The following is a 21791-nucleotide window of genomic DNA, read 5'->3' as shown; positions in this document are numbered from 1 at the left end:
CTCAACGTCCGCATTGTGCCAGCCATTCGCGAGCAACCGCGCGCGCCTGCACGTCGGCAGCCAGCACCTGCTCCAGCTCGCGGACTTCGACAGCAGGAATGCGGTTCAACACCACGTCGATCATGTGTGCAATCTCGTGGAAGCGGATGTGCTCGTCAAGAAAAGCCGCTACCGCAATCTCGTTGGCGGCATTGAGCAACGCCGGCGCCGTACCGCCGGTTTCGGCGGCCTGCCGTGCCAGCTTCAGGCAGGGGAAGCGCCGCTCGTCCGGCGCTTCGAAATCCAGGCGAGCAATGGCGAACAGATCCAGCGGCGCGACTCCCGAGTCGATGCGCCGCGGCCAGGCCAGGGCATGGGCGATCGGCGTGCGCATGTCCGGATTGCCGAGCTGGGCCAGCACCGAACCATCGACGTAGTCGACCAGCGAGTGAATCACGCTCTGCGGATGGATGACCACCTCGACCTGGGCCGGACGCGCATCGAACAGCCAGCAGGCCTCGATGAGCTCCAGCCCCTTGTTCATCATGCTCGCCGAGTCGACCGAGATCTTGCGCCCCATCGCCCAGTTGGGGTGGGCACAGGCCTGCTGCGGCGTGGCCTCGCACAGGCGCTCCAGCGGCCAGCTGCGGAACGGCCCGCCAGAGGCGGTGAGCAGGATGCGGCGCACGCCGACCTGTCCCAGGCCACGCGCATAGTCGCCTGGCATGCACTGGAAGATGGCGTTGTGCTCGCTGTCGATCGGCAGCAACTGCGCCCCATGGGTCTGCACGGCCTGCATGAACAGTGCCCCGGACATCACCAGGGCTTCCTTGTTGGCCAGCAGCACGCGCTTGCCGGCCTGCACCGCCGCCAGGGTCGGCTTGAGGCCGGCAGCACCGACGATGGCCGCCATCACCGCATCCACCTCGGGATGCGCCGCTACCTCGCACAGGCCCTGCTCGCCGACCAGCACTTCGACGTGCAGGCCGGCCGCCAGCAGACTGCCCTGCAGTTGCCGCGCGGCGTCGGCACTCGGCACCACGGCATAACGCGGCCGATGCAGCAGGCACAGGCGCTCCAGTTCGACCAACCGGCCGTAGCCCGTCAAGGCAAATACCGCGTAGTCGTGCGGATGCCGGGCAATGACATCGAGGGTGGACAGACCGATGGAGCCGGTCGCACCCAGTACGGTTATCTGTTGTTTCACAGGCTACCCCAGCCATGCAGCCAGAGCAGCACGGCAAACATCGGCACCGCCGCCGTCAGGCTGTCGATGCGATCCAGCACACCTCCATGACCCGGCAGCAGATTGCTGCTGTCCTTGATCCCGGCCTGGCGTTTGAACATGCTTTCGGTCAGATCGCCGACCACCGAGATCAGCACCACCAGCGCCGCGCCGACCAGCGCGATCAGCAGCTCCGCGGAGTCCCAGCCACGATACAGGCCAACCAGCAGGGTGATCAGCAGGCTGCTGGCCAGGCCACCGTAGAGACCCTCCCAGCTCTTGCCGGGACTGACCTGCACCGCCAGCTTGCGCCGACCGAAGCGTTTGCCGCTGAAGTAGGCGCCGATGTCTGCGCTCCAGACCAGCACCATCACCGCCAGGATCAGGCTGTTGCCCTGCGGCCACTGCTTGAGCAGCAGCAGGCCCTGCCAGGCCGGCAGCAGGATCAGCAGGCCGATCAGCAGCCGCACCGGCAGCGCCTGCCAGGCGCGACTGCTGCCGGGATAACCCAGCACCAGGCCGATCGCCGCCAGCCACCAGAGCACAGCCGCTGTCAGCAGCGGCCCCGCCAACTGCGGCATCAGGTACAGTCCGAGCAGCAGCAGCGCGACGCCGGCAGCATAGGTCAGCCGCTGCGACTGCACCTCGAACCCGGCCAGGCGCGCCCATTCCCACGCACCGACACAGACGACCGCGGCAATGAACAGGGCAAACCAGCCACCCTTAAGGAAAAAAAAGCCACCCAGAGCGATGGGCAGCATTATCAGGGCAGTGATGATGCGCTGTTTCAGCATGTAGGTTTCCGTTGTTCCGCCGCCACCTGCTCGCTGGTCTTGCCGAAGCGGCGCTGCCGGCGGGCAAAATCGTCCAGTGCGGCACGCATGGCTGCATGCTTGAAGTCCGGCCAGAGCGCGTCGGAGAAATACAGCTCGGCGTAGGCCACCTGCCAGAGCAGGAAGTTGCTGATGCGCTGCTCGCCGCCGGTACGGATACACAGATCGACAGGCGGCTGCTCGCCAGTGGCCAGGCAACGCTGCAGCAGGTCCGGGGTGATTTCGTCGGCGGCCAGATGACCAGCCGCCACTTCGCGGGCCAGACGCTGGGCGGCCTGGGCGATATCCCACTGACCTCCGTAGTTGGCCGCCACCTGCAGCAGCATCCCCGTGCCGCCCGCGGCCTGCGCCTCGGCCTCGGCGATCGCGGCCTGCAACTCCGGATGGAAGCGCGTGCGATCACCCAGCACCCGCAGGCGGATACCGTTGCTCACCAGCTTCTTGGCCTCGCGGCGCAGGGCCATGAGGAACAACTCCATCAGCGCACCCACCTCATCGGCCGGTCGCTGCCAGTTTTCACTGGAGAAGGCGAACAGGGTCAATACCTCGACGCCCGCCTCGGCGCACACCTCGATCACCGCACGCACGGCGTCGACGCCCGCCTTGTGCCCGGCCACGCCAGGCAGAAAGCGCTTCTTCGCCCAGCGATTGTTGCCATCCATGATGATGGCAACGTGCCGGGGGATGGCGGCCTGCACGGCTTGTTTCGTCTTGTCCATGACTGTCATCCGGCCGTCAGACGGCCATCAGGTCGGCTTCCTTGGCTTCGAGCGCCTTTTCGACATCAGCCACAGCCTTGTCGGTCAGCTTCTGCACCTCGTCGGCGGCGCGACGCTCGTCGTCCTCGCTGATTTCCTTCTCCTTGACCAGATCCTTGAGCTGAGCAAGGGCATCGCGGCGGATGTTGCGGATCGCCACACGAGCGTTCTCCGACTCGGCACGCGCCTGCTTGGTGAAACCCTTGCGGGTTTCCTCGGTCAGAGCCGGCATCGGTACGCGGATGGTGGTGCCGGCAGTCGCCGGATTGAGGCCCAGATCGGAGGTCATGATCGCCTTCTCGACCGCCTGGATCATGCTTTTGTCGAACACGGTGAGCGCCAGCGTGCGCGAATCCTCGGCGATCACGTTGGCCACCTGACGCAGCGGGGTATCCGAGCCGTAGTAGGACACCATGACGCTGTCCAGAATGCTCGGGTGGGCGCGACCGGTGCGGATCTTGGCAAAGGCATGATCCAGCGACTCCAGCGACTTCTTCATGCGCTCCTGCGCGTCCTTCTTGATCTCGTTGATCATTCTCAACCCTCCTCGACCAGGGTGCCTTCGGCGCCCCCGACAACAATATTAAGCAAGGCTCCGGGCTTGTTCATGTTGAACACCCGCAGCGGCATCTTGTGATCGCGGCACAGGCAGATGGCAGTCAGATCCATCACGCCCAGCTTGCGGTCGAGCACCTCGTCATAGGTGAGGTGCTCGAACTTCTCGGCATTGGGATCCTTGAACGGATCGGCAGTGTACACCCCATCGACCTTGGTCGCCTTCAGCACCAGGTCGGCATTGACTTCGATGCCACGCAGGCAGGCCGCCGAGTCGGTGGTGAAGAACGGATTGCCAGTGCCGGCAGAGAAGATCACCACTTCCCCGCTAGCCAGGTGGCGCACGGCCTTGCGCCGGTCGTAGTGGTCGGTGACCCCGACCATGGAGATCGCCGACATCACCAGCGCCGGGATGTTCGAGCGCTCCAGAGCGTCGCGCATGGCCAGCGAGTTCATCACCGTGGCCAGCATGCCCATGTGATCGCCGGTGACCCGGTCCATGCCGGCCGCACTCAGCGCCGCACCACGGAACAGGTTGCCGCCGCCGATGACCAGCCCGACCTGGACGCCGATCCCCACCAGCTGACCGATCTCCAGCGCCATGCGGTCGAGCACCTTGGGATCGATACCGAACTCCTCGCTGCCCATCAGCGCTTCACCGCTGAGCTTGAGCAAAATACGTTTGTAGCGGGGTTGGCGTCCACTCAGCTGGGCCATACGAATCTCCTGCGGCAGTGAAAGGTTGCGAAAAGCCGGCGCCTTCCGCATGCCGGCGCGGATTTGACCACGCCGAACGAAATCTGTGCCCTCATGGCACGAAAAACAGCATCCATTTCTTGCTTGTAGCAGGCTCGACAGAGCGGCGCTGCCGGCCCTCAAAGAAAAGGCTGCGCGCGGAAGCGGGCAGCCTTTTCTCGGACAGCGTCAGACCGTCTTACTGCTGGCTGGCAGCCACCTGGGCAGCCACTTCGGCAGCGAAGTCGACTTCAGCCTTCTCGATGCCCTCGCCCACTTCGTAACGCACGAAGGAGACGACTTCAGCGCCGGCCTGCTTGGCCAGTTCGCCGACCTTGACATCGGGGTTCTTGACGAACGGCTGCTCGACCAGGCTGGCTTCGGCGAGGAACTTGGCGATGCGACCCTTGACCATGTTCTCGACGATGTTTTCCGGCTTGCCGGCGATCTTGTCGGCGTTCAGGGCCAGGAAGATTTCCTTTTCCTTGGCAACGGCTTCGGCGGAAACCTCGGCAGCGCTGACGAACTGCGGGTTGCTGGCTGCCACGTGCATTGCGATTTCCTTGGCCAGCTCGGCATTGCCACCCTTGAGGGTGACCACGACACCGATGCGGTGGCCGTGCAGGTAGGAACCCACCACGTCGCCTTCGACACGAGTCAGGCGACGGATGTTGACGTTCTCGCCGCACTTGGAGACCAGGGCTTCGCGAGCCGGCTCCTGAGCAGCGATCAGCGGAGCCACGTCGGCCAGCTGGTCGGCAAAGGCTTTCTCGATGCTGGCAGCAACGAAGTTCTTGAAGTCGTCCTGCAGAGCCAGGAAGTCGGTCTGCGAGTTGACTTCGAGGATCACGGCCGACTTGTTGTCGTCAGCCACTTTGACGGCGATGGAGCCTTCGGCAGCGATGTTGCCAGCCTTCTTGGCAGCCTTGATGGCGCCAGCGGCACGCATGTCGTCGATGGCCTTCTCGATGTCGCCACCGGCGGCAGTCAGGGCCTTCTTGCAATCCATCATGCCTTGGCCAGTGCGCTCGCGCAGTTCTTTAACCAGGGCTGCAGTAATCTCTGCCATGTTCGGAGTCCTCTAGAGTTGCTCTAAACCAGTTCGCCCGGCAGGCCGGGCGGCAATTCGGAGGTGGCAAAAAGGGGGCCTAGCCCCCTTTTTTGCGCACCGGATAACGCTTGGCGCGCCTGGCGCTTAGCCTTCGGCAGCTTCGGACGAAGCAGCTTCGGCGAACTCGGCACCGGACTTGGACTTGCCGCTCAGCACGGCGTCAGCCATGGAGCCCAGGTACAGCTGAACGGCGCGGATGGCGTCGTCGTTACCCGGGATGATGTAGTCCACACCTTCCGGGCTGCTGTTGGTATCGACGATGCCGATGACCGGGATGCCCAGCTTGTTGGCTTCGGTGATGGCAATGCGCTCGTGATCAACGTCGACCACGAACAGGGCATCCGGCAGGCCGCCCATGTCCTTGATACCACCCAGGCTGCGCTCAAGCTTTTCCAGATCACGGGTACGCATCAGCGCTTCTTTCTTGGTCAGCTTCTCGAAGGTGCCGTCCTGGGACTGCACTTCCAGATCGCGCAGACGCTTGATCGAGGCACGGATGGTCTTGAAGTTGGTCAGCATGCCGCCGAGCCAGCGGTGATCGACGAACGGCATGCCGGCGCGGGCAGCTTCTTCACGGACGATCTTGCTGGCGGAGCGCTTGGTGCCGACGAACAGGATCTTGTTCTTGCCAGCAGCCAGCTTCTCAACGAAAGCCAGGGCTTCGTTGAACATCGGCAGGGTTTTTTCGAGGTTGATGATGTGAATCTTGTTGCGCGCGCCGAAGATGAACTTGCCCATCTTCGGGTTCCAGTAACGGGTCTGGTGGCCGAAGTGGCAGCCGGCCTTGAGCATATCGCGCATGTTGACTTGGGACATTTCTATTCCTCGATAAGTCGGGTTGAGCCTCCACGCATCCCAATATCCAACCCTTGCGGGCACCCAGGATAGATTGTGTCGATGCGTGTGTGGTTTCGTTGCCTTTCCGGGACCACCCCGAAAAGCGCCGCGCTTTATACCATACATGCACGCTCGGCGAAACCCGCCTGCGCGCCGCCGCGGCCGTCCGCAGCGAATGCCGGGTCTGTTAGAATGACATCCTTTCCTGTTTACCGTAGGCAGGCGCACCGCGCCAGAGAGAGCTGATGACCGTCACCATCAAGACCCCCGAGGAAATCGAGAAAATGCGTGTGGCCGGCCGCCTGGCCGCCGAAGTGCTGGAGATGATCGAGCCGCACGTCCGCGCGGGCGTCACCACCGAGGAACTGAACCGCCTCTGCCACGACTACATCGTCGACGTGCAGCAGGCCATTCCCGCGCCGCTGAACTACCACGGCTTCCCCAAGTCGATCTGCACCTCGATCAACCACGTGGTCTGCCACGGCATCCCCAACGACAAGCCGCTCAAGGATGGCGACATCCTCAACATCGACATCACGGTGATCAAGGACGGCTACTTCGGCGACACCAGCAAGATGTTCCTGATCGGCAACGCGCCCGAGTGGGCCCAGCGGCTGTGCCAGATCACCCAGGAATGCCTGTACAAGGGCATCTCGCTGGTGCGCCCCGGCGCCCACCTCGGCGACATCGGCGAGATCATCCAGAAGCACGCCGAGTCGAACGGTTACTCGGTGGTTCGCGAGTATTGCGGCCACGGCATCGGCAACGTGTTCCACGAAGAGCCACAGGTGCTGCACTATGGCCGCGCCGGCACCGGCCTCGAACTCAAGGCCGGGATGACCTTCACCATCGAGCCGATGATCAACCAGGGTCGCCACGAGACCCGCCTGCTCGGCGACGGCTGGACGGCGATCACCAAGGACCGCAAGCTCTCGGCCCAGTATGAACACACCCTGTTGGTGACCGAAAACGGCTGCGAAATCCTCACCCTGCGCAACGACGACAGCATCGCCCGCTGCCTGCCCTGAGCAGCGCCGCCCCCAGCCCCTGAATGGAGATCGCCCGATGTCGCATCCGGATGTGGACCATGAGCTGTTCGACCGCGGCCAGTTCCAGGCCGAGCTCGCGCTGAAGAGCAGCCCGATCGCCGCCTTCAAGAAGGCGATCCGCCAGGCCGGCGAGATACTCGACGGACGCTTCTCCGCCACCTGCGACATCCGTCGCCTGATCACCGGTCGCGCCTGGTTCGTCGACCAGATCCTGCGCGAAGCCTGGGCCCGCTTCGACTGGGGCGATGCCAACGACATCGCCCTGGTCGCGGTCGGCGGCTATGGGCGCGGCGAACTGCATCCGCACTCGGACATCGACATCCTGATCCTGCTCGACGGCGCGCAGCACGACAGCCTGCGCGAACCGATCGAGGGCTTCCTGACCCTGCTGTGGGACATCGGTCTGGAGATCGGCCAGAGCGTGCGCTCGGTAGAGGACTGCGCCGAGCAGGCGCGCGCCGACCTGACGGTGATCACCAACCTGATGGAAAGCCGCACCCTGGTCGGCGCGGACGACCTGCGCCGGCGCATGCTCGCCGCCACCGGCACCCAGTACATGTGGCCGGCGCGCGAGTTCTTCCTCGCCAAGCGTGCCGAGCAGCACGCCCGCCATGCCAAGTACAACGACACCGAATACAACCTCGAACCCAACGTCAAGGGCTCGCCCGGCGGCCTGCGCGACCTGCAGAACATTCTCTGGGTCATCGGCCGCTATTACGGCACCCTGACCCTGGAAACCCTGGTCACCCGCGGCCTGCTGACCCCGAGCGAATTCGGCCTGCTGAGCGCCAGCCAGGAGTTCCTGTGGAAAGTGCGCTACGCCCTGCACATGGTCGCCGGGCGCGCCGAAGACCGCCTGCTGTTCGACCACCAGCGGCGCCTGGCCGGCCTGCTCGGTTTCACCGCCAGCAACGCCAAGCTGGCGGTCGAGAGCTTCATGCAGAAGTACTACCGGGTGGTGATGGCGGCCGCGGAGCTGAGCGACCTGGTCAACCAGACCCTCGAGGAGCAGCTGCTCGAGCAACCGGGCTGCGGCGAACTGCGCCCGCTGAATGCCCGCTTCCAGGTCCGCGACGGCTTCATCGAGGCCAGCGACCCGGGCGTCTTCAAGCGCACGCCCAGCGCGATCCTGGAGATTTTCGTGCTGATGGCCCAGCACCCGGAGATCCGCGGCGTGCGCTCCGGCACCATCCGCCTGCTGCGCGACCATCGCCAGCTGATCGACGACAAGTTCCGCCACGACATCCGCAACACCAGCCTGTTCGTCGAGCTGTTCAAGTCCTATGAGGGCATCCACCGCAACCTGCGGCGGATGAACCGCTACGGCATCCTCGGCCGCTACCTGCCGGAGTTCGGCCACATCATCGGCCAGATGCAGCACGACCTGTTCCACATCTATACGGTCGACGCCCACACCCTCAACCTGATCAAGAATCTGCGCAAGCTCGACCGTCCGGAGATGGCGGAAAAATACCCGCTGGCCAGCGAGCTGATGGCCCAACTGCCCAAGCCCGAGCTGGTGTACTTCGCCGGGCTGTTCCACGACATCGCCAAGGGCCGTGGCGGCGACCACTCCGAGCTGGGCGCCAAGGATGCCCTGGCCTTCTGCGAGCGCCACCACCTGCCGCCGTGGGACAGCCGGCTGATCGCCTGGCTGGTGAAGAACCACCTGGTCATGTCCACCACCGCGCAGCGCAAGGACCTGTCCGACCCGCAGGTGATCCACGACTTCGCCAGCACGGTCGGCGACCAGACCCACCTCGACTACCTCTACGTGCTGACCGTGGCCGACATCAACGCCACCAACCCGACGCTGTGGAACTCCTGGCGCGCCTCTCTGATGCGCCAGCTGTACGCCGAGACCAAGCGCGCCCTGCGCCGCGGCCTGGAGAACCCGATCGACCGCGAGGAACGCATCCGCGAGAACCAGCACGCGGCGCTCAAGCTGCTGCATGCACGCGAAGACATCGACGCCGATGCCGTCGAACAGCTGTGGGCACAACTGGGCGACCACTACTTCCTGCGCCACAGCGCCGAAGACATCGCCTGGCATGCCGAAGCCATCCTGCGCCATCCCCACGACGGCGCACCGCTGGTACTGATCAAGGAAACCACCCAGCGTGAATTCGAGGGCGGCACGCAGATCTTCATCTACGCCCCGGACCAGCACGACTTCTTCGCGGTGACCGTGGCGGCCATGGACCAGCTCAACCTGAACATTCAGGACGCGCGCATCCTCACCTCGACCAGCCAGTTCACCCTCGACACCTACGTGGTGCTGGACGCCGATGGCGGCTCGATCGGCGACGACCCCGAGCGCATCGCCGAGATCCGCCAGGGCCTGGTCGACGCCCTGAGGAACCCGCACGACTACAGCACCATCATCAAGCGCCGCGTGCCGCGCCAGCTGAAGAGCTTCGGCTTCGCCCCGCAGGTGACCATCCATACCGACGCCCAGCGCCCGCTCAGCGTCATCGAGGTGATCGCCCCCGACCGCCCCGGCCTGCTGGCCCGCGTCGGACAGATCTTCCTCGACTTCGACCTGTCGGTGCAGAACGCCAAGATCGCCACCCTCGGCGAGCGCGTGGAAGACGTATTCTTCGTCACCGACGCCCACAACCAGCCGCTGTCCGACCCGGAACTCTGCGCCCGCCTGCAGGAGTCCCTGGTCCGCCAGCTTTCCGATATCCAGGACAGCGCCGTCCCGCTGTCACGCATCAGCTTCTGAACAGGAACTCTTGATGAACCGTGCCCTCGACCTCCTGCAGCCCTATCCGTTCGAAAAGCTGCGCGCGCTGCTGGCCGGCGCCCAGCCGCCGGCTGACAAGAAGCCGATCGCCCTGTCCATCGGCGAGCCCAAGCATCGCTCGCCGGATTTCGTCGCCGAGGCGCTGGCCAGCAATCTCGACCAGCTCGCCGTGTACCCGACCACCGCCGGCCTGCCGGCGCTGCGCCAAGCCATCACCGGCTGGTGCGAGCGCCGCTTCGGCGTGCCGGACGGCTGGCTGGATCCGGCGCAGCACGTACTGCCGGTCAACGGCACCCGCGAGGCACTGTTCGCTTTCACCCAGGCGATGGTCGACCGCAACCCCGACGCTCTGGTAGTCAGCCCCAATCCCTTCTATCAGATCTACGAAGGCGCCACCCTGCTCGCTGGCGCCCAGCCGCACTACCTGCCGTGCCTGGCTGAGAACGGCTTCAACCCCGACTTCGACGCCGTGCCGGCGGAGATCTGGCAGCGCTGCCAGATCCTGTTCATCTGCTCGCCGGGCAACCCCACCGGCGCGCTGGTGCCGCTGGATACCCTGAAGAAGCTGATCGCCCTGGCCGACGAGCATGACTTCGTCATCGCTGCCGACGAGTGCTACAGCGAGCTGTATTTCGACGAACAGACCCCACCGCCGGGCCTGCTGAGCGCCTGCGCCGAACTCGGCCGCAGCGACTTCAAGCGCTGCGTGGTGTTTCACAGCCTGTCCAAGCGCTCCAACCTGCCCGGCCTGCGCTCCGGCTTCGTCGCCGGCGACGCCGAAATCCTCAAGCCGTTCCTGCTCTATCGCACCTACCACGGCTGCGCCATGCCGGTGCAGACCCAGCTGGCCAGTATCGCCGCGTGGAACGACGAGGAGCATGTACGCGCCAACCGCACTCTGTACCGCGAGAAGTTCGCCGCCGTGCTGGAAGCGCTCGGTGGCGTGCTCGAGGTCGAACGCCCGGACGGCGGCTTCTACCTGTGGGCGAAAACTCCGGGCGACGACACCACCTTCACCCGCGAACTGTTCGAGCGCGAACACGTCACCGTGGTGCCCGGCTCCTACCTGTCGCGCGAAGTCGACGGCCTCAACCCCGGCGCCGGCCGCGTACGTCTGGCCCTGGTTGCGCCGCTGGCCGAGTGCGTCGAAGCCGCCAAGCGCATCCGTAGCTATCTGGAGACCCAACAAGGATGATGGACAATCCGCTCAACGTGATGACCGCGCTGATCAGCCTCGGCATGCTGATGCTCGGCGTCGGCTATACCAAGCGCGCGAGCGATGCCGGCGTGGCCGTGCTGGCCATCGGCGTGCTGGTCATGCTGTCGTCGCTGTTCTACCGTCTGTACCTGGCCTTCGGCTGACCTCGCCGACGCCCCGCCACGATTCTCGGAAACACGAAATGCCCAGTGAAATCAAAGACCTGCAGCTGTACGGCATCAAGGCCTGCGATACCATGAAGAAGGCGCGCAGCTGGCTCGACGAACGGCAGCTGAGCTACCGTTTTCACGACTACAAGGCCGCCGGCATCGACCGCGCCAGCCTGGAAAGATGGTGCAACGAGCATGGCTGGGACAAGGTCCTCAACCGCGCCGGCACCACCTTCCGCAAGCTTGCCGACGAACAGAAAGCCGATCTCGACCAGGCCCGTGCCATCGAGCTGATGCTCGCGCAGCCGTCGATGATCAAGCGCCCGGTCCTCGACCTCGGCGAGCGGACCCTGCTCGGCTTCAAGCCCGAACTCTATGCGGCGGCGCTCGCCTGAGCCCGCCGATCGAATACTGAATAGTGAAAGGATCAATCCCCATGTCGCAGCACCTCTACAGCATCGCCTTCGGCGTCGGCACCCAGAACCGTCAGGGCACCTGGCTGGAAGTCTTCTACGCCCTGCCGCTGCTCAACCCGCCGGCCGAACTGGTGGCCACCACCGCCAACGCCCTCGGCTACACCGGCGGCAACCAGACCCTCGCCCTGAGCAACAACCAGGCCCATGATCTGGCCGGCGCCCTCAAGCAGGTCGACGCCGCCCAGGCCGCCCTGCTCACCCGCCTGGCCGAGAGCCGCAAGCCACTGGTCGCCGTGCTGCTGGCCGAAGACAGCGCGCCGACCAGCACGCCGGAGGCCTACCTCAAACTGCACCTGCTGTCGCATCGCCTGGTCAAGCCGCACGGTACCAGCCTGGCCGGCATCTTCGCCCTGCTGCCCAACGTGGCGTGGACCAATGAAGGTGCCATCGACCTGGCCGAACTGGCCGAGCGTCAGCTGGAAGCCCGCCTGAAGGGCGAGCTGCTGGAAGTGTTCTCGGTCGACAAGTTCCCGAAGATGACCGACTACGTGGTGCCGAACGGCGTGCGCATCGCCGACACCGCCCGCGTGCGCCTGGGCGCCTACGTCGGCGAAGGCACCACCGTGATGCACGAAGGCTTCATCAACTTCAACGCCGGCACCGCCGGCCCGGGCATGATCGAAGGCCGCGTCTCCGCCGGCGTGTTCGTCGGCAAGGGCTCGGACCTGGGCGGCGGCTGCTCGACCATGGGCACCCTGTCCGGTGGCGGCAACATCGTCATCTCGGTCGGCGAAGGCTGCCTGATCGGCGCCAATGCCGGCATCGGCATCCCGCTGGGCGACCGCTGCACCGTCGAGTCCGGCCTGTACATCACCGCCGGCACCAAGGTCGCCGTGCTCGACGACCAGGGCTCGCTGGTCGAAGTGGTCAAGGCCCGCGACATCGCCGGGCAGAACGACCTGCTGCTGCGCCGCAACTCACAAACCGGTGCAGTCGAGTGCAAGACCAACAAGACCGCGGTCGAGCTGAACGAAGTGCTGCACGCACACAACTAAGCTAAAGCCCGTGCAGGGTGGATGGCCGCTCGTGGAGAACACGCACCGCGGTGTTCCACCCTGCTCGCGTCGGTGACGGGAACAGCCTGAGGCCAGTTCACTCCCGTGACCGATCCGCTCGACGTAGGGTGCGCCATGCGCACCAGCCAGCCTCCGCCGTTGCGGTGCGCATGGCGCACCCTACCGGGACCGCCCCATACAGGAGCCGCCATGTCCCTGCCCTCCCCCTGGCGCGCCGACTTCCCGGCCTTCGCCGCCTTCACCGCCAGCGGCCAGACCTATCTCGACAGCGCCGCCACCGCGCAGAAACCGCAGAAGGTACTGGACGCCCTGCTCGACCACTACGTCGGCGGCGCCGCCAATGTGCATCGTGCCCAGCACGCTCCCGGCGAGCGGGCCACCCTGGCCTTCGAGGGCGCCCGCGAGAAAGTGGCGCAGTGGTTGAATGCGGACAGCCCTGCGGAGATCGTTTTCACCCGCGGCAGCACCGAGGGGCTGAATCTGCTGGCCTACGGCCTCGAGCACCTGCTGGCCGCCGGCGACGAGATCGTCATCAGTGCCCTCGAGCACCACGCCAACCTGCTGCCCTGGCAGCAACTGGCGCAGCGCCGCGGGCTCAAGCTGGTGGTGCTGCCACTGGATGCCGCCGGCGACATCGACCTGGAGCAGGCGGCTGCGCTGATCGGCCCGCGCACGCGCCTGCTGGCGGTCAGCCAGCTGTCCAACGTGCTGGGCCGCTGGCAGCCGCTGGATCGCCTGTTGACCCTGGCTCGCGTCCAGGGGGCATTCACCGTGGTCGACGGCGCCCAGGGCGCGGTCCATGGCCGGCATGACCTGCAGATGCTGGACTGCGACTTCTACGTATTTTCCGGGCACAAGCTCTACGCTCCGGACGGCATCGGTGTGCTCTACGGCCGCAGCCGCAGCTTGGCGCAACTGCGCCACTGGCAGTTCGGCGGCGAGATGGTGCAGCGCGCCGACTACCACAGCGCACGCTTTCGTCCGGCGCCGCTGGGGTTCGAGGCCGGCACCCCGGCCATCGCCGCCGCCATCGGCCTCGGCGCCGCCCTCGACTACCTGGGCGAGCAGAACGCGTACACGGTCGCCGCCCACGAAGCCGCGCTGCACCAGCGCCTGCTCAGCGGCTTGCGCCAGTTCGATGGCCTGCACTTGCTCGGCGAGCCGCACACCGCGCTGGCCAGCTTCGTGGTCGACGGCGTGCACAACGCCGACCTGTCCCATCTGCTCAGCGAGCAGGGCATCGCCGTGCGCGCCGGCCAGCACTGCGCCATGCCGCTGCTGCACAGCCTCGGTCTGCCTGGCGCACTGCGCGTGTCGCTCGGCCTGTACAGCGAAGGCGACGACCTGGAGCGCTTCTTCGCCGCGCTCAATCACGCCCTGGAGCTGCTGCGATGAGCCTGCCTGTCGCTGCCAGCGCGGCACTGGCCGACTTCAGCCACTGCTCCGGCTGGGAGCAGCGCGCGCGCCTGCTCATGCAGTGGGGCGAGCGCCTGGCGCCGCTCAGCGAGGCGGAGCAATGCGAGGACAACCGCGTGCACGGTTGCGAAAGCCGGGTCTGGCTGGTGGCCGACTCGGACGCCGGGCGCCTGAACCTACGCGCCAGCAGCGATGCCCGCCTGCTGCGCGGCCTGCTGGCCCTGCTGCTGCTGCGGGTCAACGGCCTGACGGCAGCGGAGCTGAGCGAAGTGGATCTCGCCGAGTGGTTCGCCCAGCTTGGCCTGTCCCGCCAGCTGTCGCCCTCGCGCAGCAACGGGCTGAATGCAGTGCTGCAGCGCATCCGAGAACTGGCGTAGGGTGCGCCGCGCGCACCGACCTTCACCGCCAAGGCCAAAGGTGCGCATGGCGCACCCTACTGGGACGCCTTGCGCTCCGCCGGTCGCCGCGCGCCGGCCACCAGCTTGTCCACCAGCCGCGCCGCCGCGACCATGCCGAAGGTCGCGGTGACCATCGTCACCGCGCCGAAGCCACCAGCGCAGTCCAGGCGCACGCCCTCGCCGGCAAAGCCTTTGGCCTGGCACACGCTGCCGTCCGGCTGGGGATAGCGCAGCTGCTCGCGGGAATATACGCAGGTCACGCTGTAGGTGCGCCCGGGGGTGCGCGAGAAGTTGTAGTCGCGGCGCAGCAGCGAACGCACCTTGGCCACCAGGGGGTCGTTGACGGTCTTGTTCAGGTCGGCGACTTGCACCTGGGTCGGATCGAGCTGCCCACCGGCAGCGCCGGTGGTGACGATCTGGATCTTGCGCCGCTTGCACCAGCTGATCAGCGCCGCCTTGGCCGCCACGCTGTCGATGCAGTCGATCACCCCATCGAGCTGCTCGGTAATGTAATCGGCCATGCTCTCGCGGGTGACATAGTCGGCCACCGCATGCACGATGCACTGCGGATTGATCGCCCGAATGCGCTCGGCCATGGCCTCGACCTTGGCGCGGCCGATATTGCCGACATGGGCATGGATCTGCCGGTTGGTGTTGGTCACGCAGACATCGTCGAGATCGAACAGCGAGATCTCGCCCACCCCGCTGCGCGCCAGCGCCTCGGCCGCCCAAGAGCCGACGCCGCCGATGCCGACCACTGCCACATGCGCAGCGGCCAGACGCTCGAGGCCGAGACGGCCATACAGGCGGGCAATACCGCCGAAACGCTGCTCATCGATGTGCATGCCACCCCCCCGTAAACAAGTCGGCTACATTATAAATTGAGCTGTTTGTCACACCCAAGTGCCGGCTTGGAACAGATCGCCCGGCAACAGGTCAAACTGGCGTCCGGAGGCGCTTGCGCGCCCTCTGTACAAGGCCTCTGGCCGCAGAGTAGGATGCGCGCCAACCGGCGTCCGTCGGCTTTCTCCCGTTCCTTCTGCTGGAACCCATACATACAATGTCTGCACGCAAACTTGGTCTCCACCTGGTCATGGTCGTGGCCGTGGCTTCACTGTTCACCGGCCTGTGGGCCTGGTACAACCAGCCGCTGAAAGCCCCGGACTGGCCCGACCAGATCTCCGGCTTCTCGTTCTCGCCGTTCCGTCTCCACCAAAGCCCGCAGGCCAATACCTATCCGAGCGAAGACGAGATCCGCGCCGACCTCAACCTGGTCGCGACCCAGACCGACAACATCCGTACCTACTCGGTGGAGGGTACCCTCGCCGACATCCCGCGCCTGGCCGAGGAAGCCGGCCTGCGCGTGACCCTGGGCATCTGGCTGAGCAACGACCTTGCCGCCAACGAAAGGCAGATCGAACGCGGTATCGAGATCGCCAAACGCGAGCGCAGCGTCGTCCGGGTCATCGTCGGCAACGAAGCCCTGTTCCGTGAAGAAGTCACCATCGAACAGATGATCGGCTATCTGGATCGCGTGCGTTCGGCGGTCAAGGTGCCGGTGACCACCGCCGAGCAGTGGCACATCTGGGAGAAATATCCGGAAATGGCCAAGCACGTCGACCTGATCGCCGCCCACGTACTGCCCTACTGGGAGTTCGTACCGCGCGAAGACTCGATCCAGTTCGTGCTCGACCGCGCCCGCGACATGAAGAAGCTGTTCCCGAAAAAACCGCTGCTGCTGGGGGAAGTCGGCTGGCCGAGCAACGGCCGTACCCGTGGTGGCGCCGATGCCAACCAGGCCGACCAGGCGATCTACCTGCGCACCCTGGTCAACAAGCTGAACGCCAAGGGCTACAACTACTTCGTCATCGAGGCCTTCGACCAGCCGTGGAAGGCCAGTGAAGAAGGCTCGGTTGGTGCCTACTGGGGCGTCTACAACGCCGACCGCCAGCCCAAGTTCCCCCTCACCGGAGCCGTGGTGGAAATCCCGCAGTGGCGCCTGCTGGCCGTGGCCTCCGGCGTGCTCGCCCTGCTCGCCCTGGCCCTGCTGCTGATCGACGGTAGCGCCCTGCGCCAGCGCGGCCGCACCTTCCTCACCATCGTCTCGTTCCTCGCTGCCACCATGCTGGTATGGATCGCCTACGACTACAGCCAGCAATACAGCAACTGGTTCAGCACCCTGGTCGGCCTATTGTTGGCGCTCGGCGCCGTCGGGGTGATGATCGTCCTGCTGACCGAGGCCCACGAGCTGGCCGAAACCGTGTGGAAGCACCAGCGCGTGCGTCCCTTCCCGGCGGTGACCGGCGACGACGCCTACCGGCCCAAGGTGTCGATCCACGTGCCCTGCTACAACGAGCCGCCGGAGATGGTCAAGCAGACCCTCAACGCCCTGGCCAATCTCGACTACCCGGACTTCGAGGTCCTGGTGATCGACAACAACACCAAGGACCCGGCGGTCTGGGAGCCGGTGGAGGCCCATTGCGCCACCCTCGGCCCGCGCTTCAAGTTCTTCCACGTCGCACCGCTGGCCGGCTTCAAGGGCGGCGCACTGAACTACGTGCTGCAGCACACCGCCGCCGACGCCGAAGTGGTCGCGGTGATCGACTCCGACTACTGCGTCGAGCGCAACTGGCTCAAGCACATGGTGCCGCACTTCGCCGACCCGAACATCGCCGTGGTGCAGTCGCCGCAGGACTACCGCGACCAGAACGAATCGCTGTTCAAGAAGCTGTGCTACGCCGAATACAAGGGCTTCTTCCACATCGGCATGGTGACCCGCAACGACCGTGACGCGATCATCCAGCACGGCACCATGACCATGACCCGCCGCTCGGTACTCGACGAACTGGGTTGGGCCGACTGGTGCATCACCGAGGACGCCGAGCTGGGCCTGCGCGTGTTCGAGAAGGGGCTGTCCGCCGCCTACTCCGAGCAGAGCTACGGCAAGGGCCTGATGCCCGACACCTTCATCGACTTCAAGAAGCAGCGCTTCCGCTGGGCCTATGGCGCCATCCAGATCATGAAGCGCCACCTGGCCAGCCTGTTCATGGGCAAGGGCAGCGAGCTGTCCCGCGGTCAGCGCTACCACTTCATCGCCGGCTGGCTGCCGTGGATTGCCGATGGCATGAACATCTTCTTCACCATCGGCGCCCTGCTCTGGTCGGCGGCGATGATCATCGTGCCGCACCGGGTCGACCCGCCGCTGATGATCTTCGCCATCCCGCCGCTGGCCCTGTTCGTGTTCAAGCTGGGCAAGATCCTGTTCCTCTACCGCCGCGCGGTCGGCGTGAACATGCGCGACGCCATCTCCGCCGCGGTAGCCGGCCTGGCGCTGTCGCACACCATCGCCAAGGCGGTGCTGTACGGCTTCGTCACCAGCAGCATCCCGTTCTTCCGCACGCCGAAGATGCGCAGCAACCACGGGCTGCTCAAGGCCATTGCAGAGGCGCGCGAGGAAGTCTTCGTCATGCTGCTGCTGTGGGGCGCCGCTGTCGGCATCTCCCTGACCCAGAAGAACGCCGGTCTGGACGTGACCTTCTGGGTCATCGTGCTGCTGGTGCAGTCGCTGCCCTACCTGGCCGCCCTGGTCATGGCGCTGCTCTCCTCGCTGCCCAAGCCGGAGGAGGATCCCGCGGAGGTGCCGGCCTGAGCCTGAGCTTCGCCCCTCCTCCCATTGCCCGGGAGAGGGGCCCAGCCTTTACTGAGAGTTAAGGCACTAGCATCGCTTAGCCCATGAGTGAACATTGATTTCCAAGCCTGCGCGCAGGCTGGACGCACAACGAAAAAGGGGGCTGCCATATGGCAGCCCCCTTTTTTTCAACCCGCGTCCTGCAGGATCAGACGACCACGAAGTCCGCAGCAACCAGACTGGAAACGCCCACGGTGGCAATCTGCACCGCAGCCTCGACACCACTAGCGTCTGCGTCGTAGTACAGAGCGCCAGTGTCCGCGTCGAAGACCAGGAAGTCGTCGCCGTCAACGGCCTCGGTGCCCATCACCAGATTCGCATCCTGGACGCCTGCGGCCAGGGAGGTGAACACCAGAGCGTCCAGCTGCAGCAGGTCGCTACCACCGGTGAAGTCCTGGACAATATCGACGCCATCGAGGTTGTCGAAGACGAAGATGTCGTCGCCATCACCACCGATCAGGGTATCGTCGCCTTCGCGGCCGACCAGGATGTCGTTGCCAGCCAGGCCCTTCAGCACGTTGTCGCCGCTGTTGCCAGTCAGCACGTTGTCCAGGGAGTTGCCGGTTGCGTTGATGTTCAGCGGCTTGGCGTCTTCGGAAAGGGTCAGGTTCTCGACATTCTTTACCTTCTCCAGGCTATAGGAGTAGCTGGCCACGATCTCATCGGTGCCTTCGTCAGCATTTTCCTTGACCTTGTCCTTGGCATCTTCGACATAGTAGGTGTCGTTGCCGGCTCCGCCGAACATGCTGTCATTGCCAGCACCGGCATAGAAGGTGTCGTCACCCGCCTCACCACGCAGCGTGTCGTTGCCGGCATCGCCGTAGAGGACATCGTTGCCCTCACCGCCACGCAGCTGGTCATTGCCGGCGCCACCGTACAGCAGGTCATCGCCAGCATCGCCGAACAGCTGATCGTTGCCGGCGCCACCGTCAAGATCGTCGTAGTCATCGCCACCACGCAGGTGGTCGTTGCCGTCACCGCCGAACAGAGTGTCGTCGCCAGCACCGCCCGACAGCTTGTCGTTGCCACCCCAGCCATCGAGCATGTTGCCCAGGTCGTCACCCGAGATGAAGTCACTGCCCTTCGCGGAACCGATCACGTTCTCGACATTGACCAGCGTATCGTTGCCTTCGCCAGTGGCAGTGCCTGCAGCCAGGTCCACCTTCACTTTCTTGGCATTGCCGTAGTCGACGGTATCGAAGTCACCTTCGCCACCATCGATATCGTCATCGCCAGCCCCTCCGGTGAGGAGATCGTCTTCACTGGTGCCAACCAGTGGTACGCCATCCTCGGCAAGCTCGACCGGATTGTACCCACCATTTGCAGCCAGCCAATCCAACAACTGGCTCGACTTGTTGTTAACTTGCTTCTTTGCCATGAATGCCTCCACAGGGCTGGAAATAATAAGGTTGAGAAGTGCAAGACTACCCATCTTTCAAAAATGAAGTTTGAACCAACGCTCACAACGCTGCGCAACCGGTCGGCCAATACGCCCGCTCATCGGCGGCATCACGCTCGCACGCAAAGACATGAGGCTACCGCTTCGCTCTGACCCGCTGCGATTTTGCTTTAAGATAGACAACTTTGATCTGTCGTCGTTCCGGAGCCTGCATGACCCCCCCCTCCCCCACCCTCGAACTGGCCTGCGAGCTGATCCGCCGCGCCTCCGTCACCCCGCTGGACGAGGGCTGTCAGAGCCTGATGATGCAGCGCCTGGCCGCGGCCGGCTTCGCCGTCGAGCCGATGCAGATCGAGGACGTGGAAAACTTCTGGGCCCGCCGCGGCGGCGAAGGGCCGGTGCTGTGCTTCGCCGGGCATACCGACGTGGTGCCGACCGGGCCGCTGGAAGCCTGGCAGCATCCGCCCTTCGAGGCCTTCATCGATACCGATGGCATGCTCTGCGGCCGCGGCGCGGCGGACATGAAGGGCAGTCTGGCGGCAATGATCGTCGCCGTGGAACGCTTCGTCGCCGACCATCCGCAGCACCAGGGCGCCATCGCCTTCCTGATCACCAGCGACGAGGAAGGCCCGGCCCTGCATGGCACCCAGGCGGTGGTCGAGCGTCTGGCTGCCCGCAACGAGCGCCTGGACTGGTGCATCGTCGGTGAGCCGTCGAGCACCTCGCTGGTCGGCGACATGGTCAAGAACGGGCGCCGCGGTTCGCTCAACGGCCGCCTGCGCATCCACGGCGTGCAGGGCCACGTCGCCTATCCGCACCTGGCGCAGAACCCGATCCACCTGGTCGCCCCGGCCCTGGCCGAGCTGGCCGCCGAGCAGTGGGACGCGGGCAACGCCTTCTTCCCGCCGACCACCTTCCAGATCTCCAACATCCACTCGGGCACCGGCACCACCAACGTGATTCCCGGCGAGCTGGTCGCGCTGTTCAACTTCCGCTTCTCCACCGAATCCACCGTGGAAGGCCTGCAGCAACGCGTTGCCGCGATTCTCGACCGCCACGGCCTCAAGTGGCAGGTCGACTGGTCGCTGTCCGGCCTGCCGTTCCTCACCGAGCCGGGCGCCCTGCTGGATGCCGTATCCGCCAGCATCCGCAACGTCACCGGCCGCGAGACGGTCGCCTCCACCAGCGGCGGCACCTCCGACGGACGCTTCATCGCCACCCTGGGCACCCAAGTGGTCGAACTCGGCCCGGTCAACGCCACCATCCACCAGGTCAACGAGCGCGTGCTGGCCAGCGACCTCGATCTGCTCACGGAAATCTATTACCAGACGCTGGTTCGTCTGCTGGCGAACTGACCCATGCTTATCTGCCCGATCTGCAGCGGCGCGCTGCACACCCTCGACAACGGCGTGCAGTGCAGCCACGGCCATCGTTTCGACCGCGCCCGCCAGGGCTACCTGAACCTGCTGCCGGTGCAGCACAAGAAGAGCCTCGACCCGGGCGACAATGCCGCCATGGTCGAGGCGCGCCGGCGCTTTCTCGATGGCGGGAACTACGCACCGCTGGCCGCCCGCCTGGCCGAGCTGGCCGCCGCGCGCGCCCCCGCGCGCTGGATCGACATCGGCTGCGGCGAGGGCTACTACACCGCGCAGCTGGCCGACGCCCTGCCGCAGGCCGACGGCTACGCCCTGGACATCTCCCGCGAGGCGGTCAAGCGCGCCTGCAAGCGTGCGCCGCAGCTGACCTGGATGGTCGCCAGCATGGCCCGCGTGCCGCTGGCCAGCGCCTCCTGCGGCCTGCTGGCCAGCATCTTCAGCCCGATCGACTGGAACGAGGCCGCCCGCCTGCTGCGCCCCGGCGGCGGCATCCTGCGCCTCGGCCCGGCCCGCATGCACCTGCTCGAACTGCGCCAGAAACTCTACGACGAGGTGCGCGACTACGTCGACGACAAGCACCTGGCCGATCTGCCGGACGAGCTGAAACTGGCCGACACCCAGACCCTGGAGTTCCGCTTGGTGCTGGACAGCTACGAGGCCCGCGCCGACCTGCTGGCCATGACCCCGCACGGCTGGCGGGTCAACGCCGAGCGCCGCGAGCGCATCCTTGCCGAACCGTTCGAGGTCACCGTCTCGGTGCGCTACGACTGGATCGAACGCCAGTAAACTGCCACGCCTGCCCGCCCATCGCCCCATCAGGAAG

At 65.5% G+C, this 21791-nt stretch carries 20 protein-coding genes; 11 read left to right on the top strand and 9 right to left on the bottom strand.

Annotated elements, in window-relative coordinates; genetic code table 11:
• Position 1 precedes the first annotated feature (1 nt).
• The 7 genes from ispC to rpsB form a co-directional block, all read right to left on the bottom strand.
• Entirely contained in the window at positions 2-1186 is a 1185-nt protein-coding gene (gene ispC / locus KRX52_RS08900; protein ID WP_217681381.1) for a 1-deoxy-D-xylulose-5-phosphate reductoisomerase, read from the bottom strand.
• Positions 1183-1998 carry a phosphatidate cytidylyltransferase gene (locus KRX52_RS08895; protein WP_217681380.1) on the bottom strand — a complete coding sequence of 272 codons (816 nt, stop codon included), beginning with the start codon at positions 1996-1998 and terminating at the stop codon, positions 1183-1185. Before KRX52_RS08895 ends, ispC begins: the two co-directional genes overlap by 4 nt.
• Positions 1992-2756 carry a polyprenyl diphosphate synthase gene (gene uppS / locus KRX52_RS08890; protein WP_217681379.1) on the bottom strand — a complete coding sequence of 255 codons (765 nt, stop codon included), beginning with the start codon at positions 2754-2756 and terminating at the stop codon, positions 1992-1994. The genes KRX52_RS08895 and uppS overlap by 7 nt, the downstream gene beginning before the upstream one ends.
• Before the next feature lie 16 nt (positions 2757-2772).
• Positions 2773-3330: a ribosome recycling factor gene (frr, locus tag KRX52_RS08885; RefSeq protein ID WP_217681378.1), complete on the bottom strand. Its 558-nt coding sequence runs from the start codon at positions 3328-3330 to the stop codon at positions 2773-2775.
• Positions 3331-3332: 2 nt separating this feature from the next.
• On the bottom strand, positions 3333-4067 hold the full coding sequence (pyrH, locus tag KRX52_RS08880; protein WP_217681377.1) for a UMP kinase: 735 nt from the start codon (positions 4065-4067) through the stop codon (positions 3333-3335).
• Positions 4068-4284: 217 nt separating this feature from the next.
• Positions 4285-5154: a translation elongation factor Ts gene (tsf, locus tag KRX52_RS08875; RefSeq protein WP_217681376.1), complete on the bottom strand. Its 870-nt coding sequence runs from the start codon at positions 5152-5154 to the stop codon at positions 4285-4287.
• Between the two features lie 126 nt (positions 5155-5280).
• Positions 5281-6012, bottom strand: coding sequence for a 30S ribosomal protein S2 (gene rpsB, locus KRX52_RS08870; protein ID WP_217681375.1), 732 nt, complete (start codon positions 6010-6012; stop codon positions 5281-5283).
• 266 nt (positions 6013-6278) lie between these two features.
• On the opposite strand from rpsB, the gene map reads away from it, so the two are divergent.
• The 8 genes from map to KRX52_RS08830 all read left to right on the top strand — a co-directional run bounded on the left by map (position 6279) and on the right by KRX52_RS08830 (position 14484).
• Positions 6279-7061 carry a type I methionyl aminopeptidase gene (gene map / locus KRX52_RS08865; RefSeq protein ID WP_217681374.1) on the top strand — a complete coding sequence of 261 codons (783 nt, stop codon included), beginning with the start codon at positions 6279-6281 and terminating at the stop codon, positions 7059-7061.
• 37 nt (positions 7062-7098) lie between these two features.
• Positions 7099-9810, top strand: a complete 2712-nt coding sequence (locus KRX52_RS08860) for a [protein-PII] uridylyltransferase (RefSeq protein ID WP_217681373.1) — start codon at positions 7099-7101, stop codon at positions 9808-9810.
• Positions 9811-9823: 13 nt separating this feature from the next.
• Entirely contained in the window at positions 9824-11026 is a 1203-nt protein-coding gene (gene dapC, locus KRX52_RS08855; RefSeq protein ID WP_217681372.1) for a succinyldiaminopimelate transaminase, read from the top strand.
• A complete protein-coding gene (locus tag KRX52_RS08850) occupies positions 11023-11193 on the top strand; it encodes a hypothetical protein (protein ID WP_217681541.1) in 171 nt (56 codons plus the stop codon). Before dapC ends, KRX52_RS08850 begins: the two co-directional genes overlap by 4 nt.
• A 38-nt stretch (positions 11194-11231) precedes the next feature.
• Complete coding sequence (locus KRX52_RS08845; RefSeq protein WP_217681371.1) at positions 11232-11594, top strand: ArsC family reductase; 363 nt, start codon at positions 11232-11234, stop codon at positions 11592-11594.
• 41 nt (positions 11595-11635) lie between these two features.
• Entirely contained in the window at positions 11636-12670 is a 1035-nt protein-coding gene (gene dapD / locus KRX52_RS08840; RefSeq protein ID WP_217681370.1) for a 2,3,4,5-tetrahydropyridine-2,6-dicarboxylate N-succinyltransferase, read from the top strand.
• Between the two features lie 210 nt (positions 12671-12880).
• The gene (locus KRX52_RS08835; RefSeq protein ID WP_217681369.1) at positions 12881-14086 is read left to right on the top strand and encodes an aminotransferase class V-fold PLP-dependent enzyme; all 1206 of its coding nucleotides are present in this window, start codon (positions 12881-12883) and stop codon (positions 14084-14086) included.
• Positions 14083-14484, top strand: a complete 402-nt coding sequence (locus KRX52_RS08830) for a SufE family protein (RefSeq protein ID WP_217681368.1) — start codon at positions 14083-14085, stop codon at positions 14482-14484. The genes KRX52_RS08835 and KRX52_RS08830 overlap by 4 nt, the downstream gene beginning before the upstream one ends.
• Before the next feature lie 56 nt (positions 14485-14540).
• Here KRX52_RS08830 and tcdA read toward each other — a convergent pair whose 3' ends face one another.
• Complete coding sequence (gene tcdA, locus KRX52_RS08825; protein ID WP_217681367.1) at positions 14541-15350, bottom strand: tRNA cyclic N6-threonylcarbamoyladenosine(37) synthase TcdA; 810 nt, start codon at positions 15348-15350, stop codon at positions 14541-14543.
• A gap of 215 nt (positions 15351-15565) precedes the next feature.
• Between tcdA and KRX52_RS08820 the strand changes: the two genes are divergently transcribed.
• On the top strand, positions 15566-18154 hold the full coding sequence (locus KRX52_RS08820; protein ID WP_217681366.1) for a glycosyltransferase: 2589 nt from the start codon (positions 15566-15568) through the stop codon (positions 18152-18154).
• Positions 18155-18341: 187 nt separating this feature from the next.
• Here KRX52_RS08820 and KRX52_RS20955 read toward each other — a convergent pair whose 3' ends face one another.
• Entirely contained in the window at positions 18342-19571 is a 1230-nt protein-coding gene (locus tag KRX52_RS20955) for a calcium-binding protein (RefSeq protein WP_217681365.1), read from the bottom strand.
• 233 nt (positions 19572-19804) lie between these two features.
• Between KRX52_RS20955 and dapE the strand changes: the two genes are divergently transcribed.
• The gene (dapE, locus tag KRX52_RS08810; RefSeq protein ID WP_217681364.1) at positions 19805-20947 is read left to right on the top strand and encodes a succinyl-diaminopimelate desuccinylase; all 1143 of its coding nucleotides are present in this window, start codon (positions 19805-19807) and stop codon (positions 20945-20947) included.
• Between the two features lie 3 nt (positions 20948-20950).
• Positions 20951-21754 (top strand): putative RNA methyltransferase, encoded by an 804-nt coding sequence (locus tag KRX52_RS08805; protein WP_217681363.1) that lies wholly within the window; start codon positions 20951-20953, stop codon positions 21752-21754.
• Positions 21755-21791: the final 37 nt, after the last annotated feature.

Source organism: Geopseudomonas aromaticivorans (genome assembly GCF_019097855.1).
Lineage (GTDB): Bacteria > Pseudomonadota > Gammaproteobacteria > Pseudomonadales > Pseudomonadaceae > Geopseudomonas > Geopseudomonas aromaticivorans.
Note: the sequence above shows the minus strand (reverse complement) of the source record. Positions and strands in the feature narration are given on the sequence as shown.

Excerpts from the sequence above, each read along its gene's own strand:
- KRX52_RS08845 (WP_217681371.1), top strand. The coding sequence starts at position 11,232 with ATGCCCAGTGAAATCAAAGACCTGCAGCTGTACGGCATCAAGGCCTGC.
- KRX52_RS08860 (WP_217681373.1), top strand. The coding sequence starts at position 7,099 with ATGTCGCATCCGGATGTGGACCATGAGCTGTTCGACCGCGGCCAGTTC.
- rpsB (WP_217681375.1), bottom strand. The coding sequence starts at position 6,012 with ATGTCCCAAGTCAACATGCGCGATATGCTCAAGGCCGGCTGCCACTTC.
- dapD (WP_217681370.1), top strand. The coding sequence starts at position 11,636 with ATGTCGCAGCACCTCTACAGCATCGCCTTCGGCGTCGGCACCCAGAAC.
- map (WP_217681374.1), top strand. The coding sequence starts at position 6,279 with ATGACCGTCACCATCAAGACCCCCGAGGAAATCGAGAAAATGCGTGTG.
- KRX52_RS08895 (WP_217681380.1), bottom strand. The coding sequence starts at position 1,998 with ATGCTGAAACAGCGCATCATCACTGCCCTGATAATGCTGCCCATCGCT.
- KRX52_RS08850 (WP_217681541.1), top strand. The coding sequence starts at position 11,023 with ATGATGGACAATCCGCTCAACGTGATGACCGCGCTGATCAGCCTCGGC.
- tcdA (WP_217681367.1), bottom strand. The coding sequence starts at position 15,350 with ATGCACATCGATGAGCAGCGTTTCGGCGGTATTGCCCGCCTGTATGGC.
- KRX52_RS08820 (WP_217681366.1), top strand. The coding sequence starts at position 15,566 with ATGTCTGCACGCAAACTTGGTCTCCACCTGGTCATGGTCGTGGCCGTG.
- dapC (WP_217681372.1), top strand. The coding sequence starts at position 9,824 with ATGAACCGTGCCCTCGACCTCCTGCAGCCCTATCCGTTCGAAAAGCTG.
- KRX52_RS08805 (WP_217681363.1), top strand. The coding sequence starts at position 20,951 with ATGCTTATCTGCCCGATCTGCAGCGGCGCGCTGCACACCCTCGACAAC.
- tsf (WP_217681376.1), bottom strand. The coding sequence starts at position 5,154 with ATGGCAGAGATTACTGCAGCCCTGGTTAAAGAACTGCGCGAGCGCACT.
- pyrH (WP_217681377.1), bottom strand. The coding sequence starts at position 4,067 with ATGGCCCAGCTGAGTGGACGCCAACCCCGCTACAAACGTATTTTGCTC.
- dapE (WP_217681364.1), top strand. The coding sequence starts at position 19,805 with ATGACCCCCCCCTCCCCCACCCTCGAACTGGCCTGCGAGCTGATCCGC.
- KRX52_RS20955 (WP_217681365.1), bottom strand. The coding sequence starts at position 19,571 with ATGGCAAAGAAGCAAGTTAACAACAAGTCGAGCCAGTTGTTGGATTGG.
- uppS (WP_217681379.1), bottom strand. The coding sequence starts at position 2,756 with ATGGACAAGACGAAACAAGCCGTGCAGGCCGCCATCCCCCGGCACGTT.
- KRX52_RS08830 (WP_217681368.1), top strand. The coding sequence starts at position 14,083 with ATGAGCCTGCCTGTCGCTGCCAGCGCGGCACTGGCCGACTTCAGCCAC.
- frr (WP_217681378.1), bottom strand. The coding sequence starts at position 3,330 with ATGATCAACGAGATCAAGAAGGACGCGCAGGAGCGCATGAAGAAGTCG.
- KRX52_RS08835 (WP_217681369.1), top strand. The coding sequence starts at position 12,881 with ATGTCCCTGCCCTCCCCCTGGCGCGCCGACTTCCCGGCCTTCGCCGCC.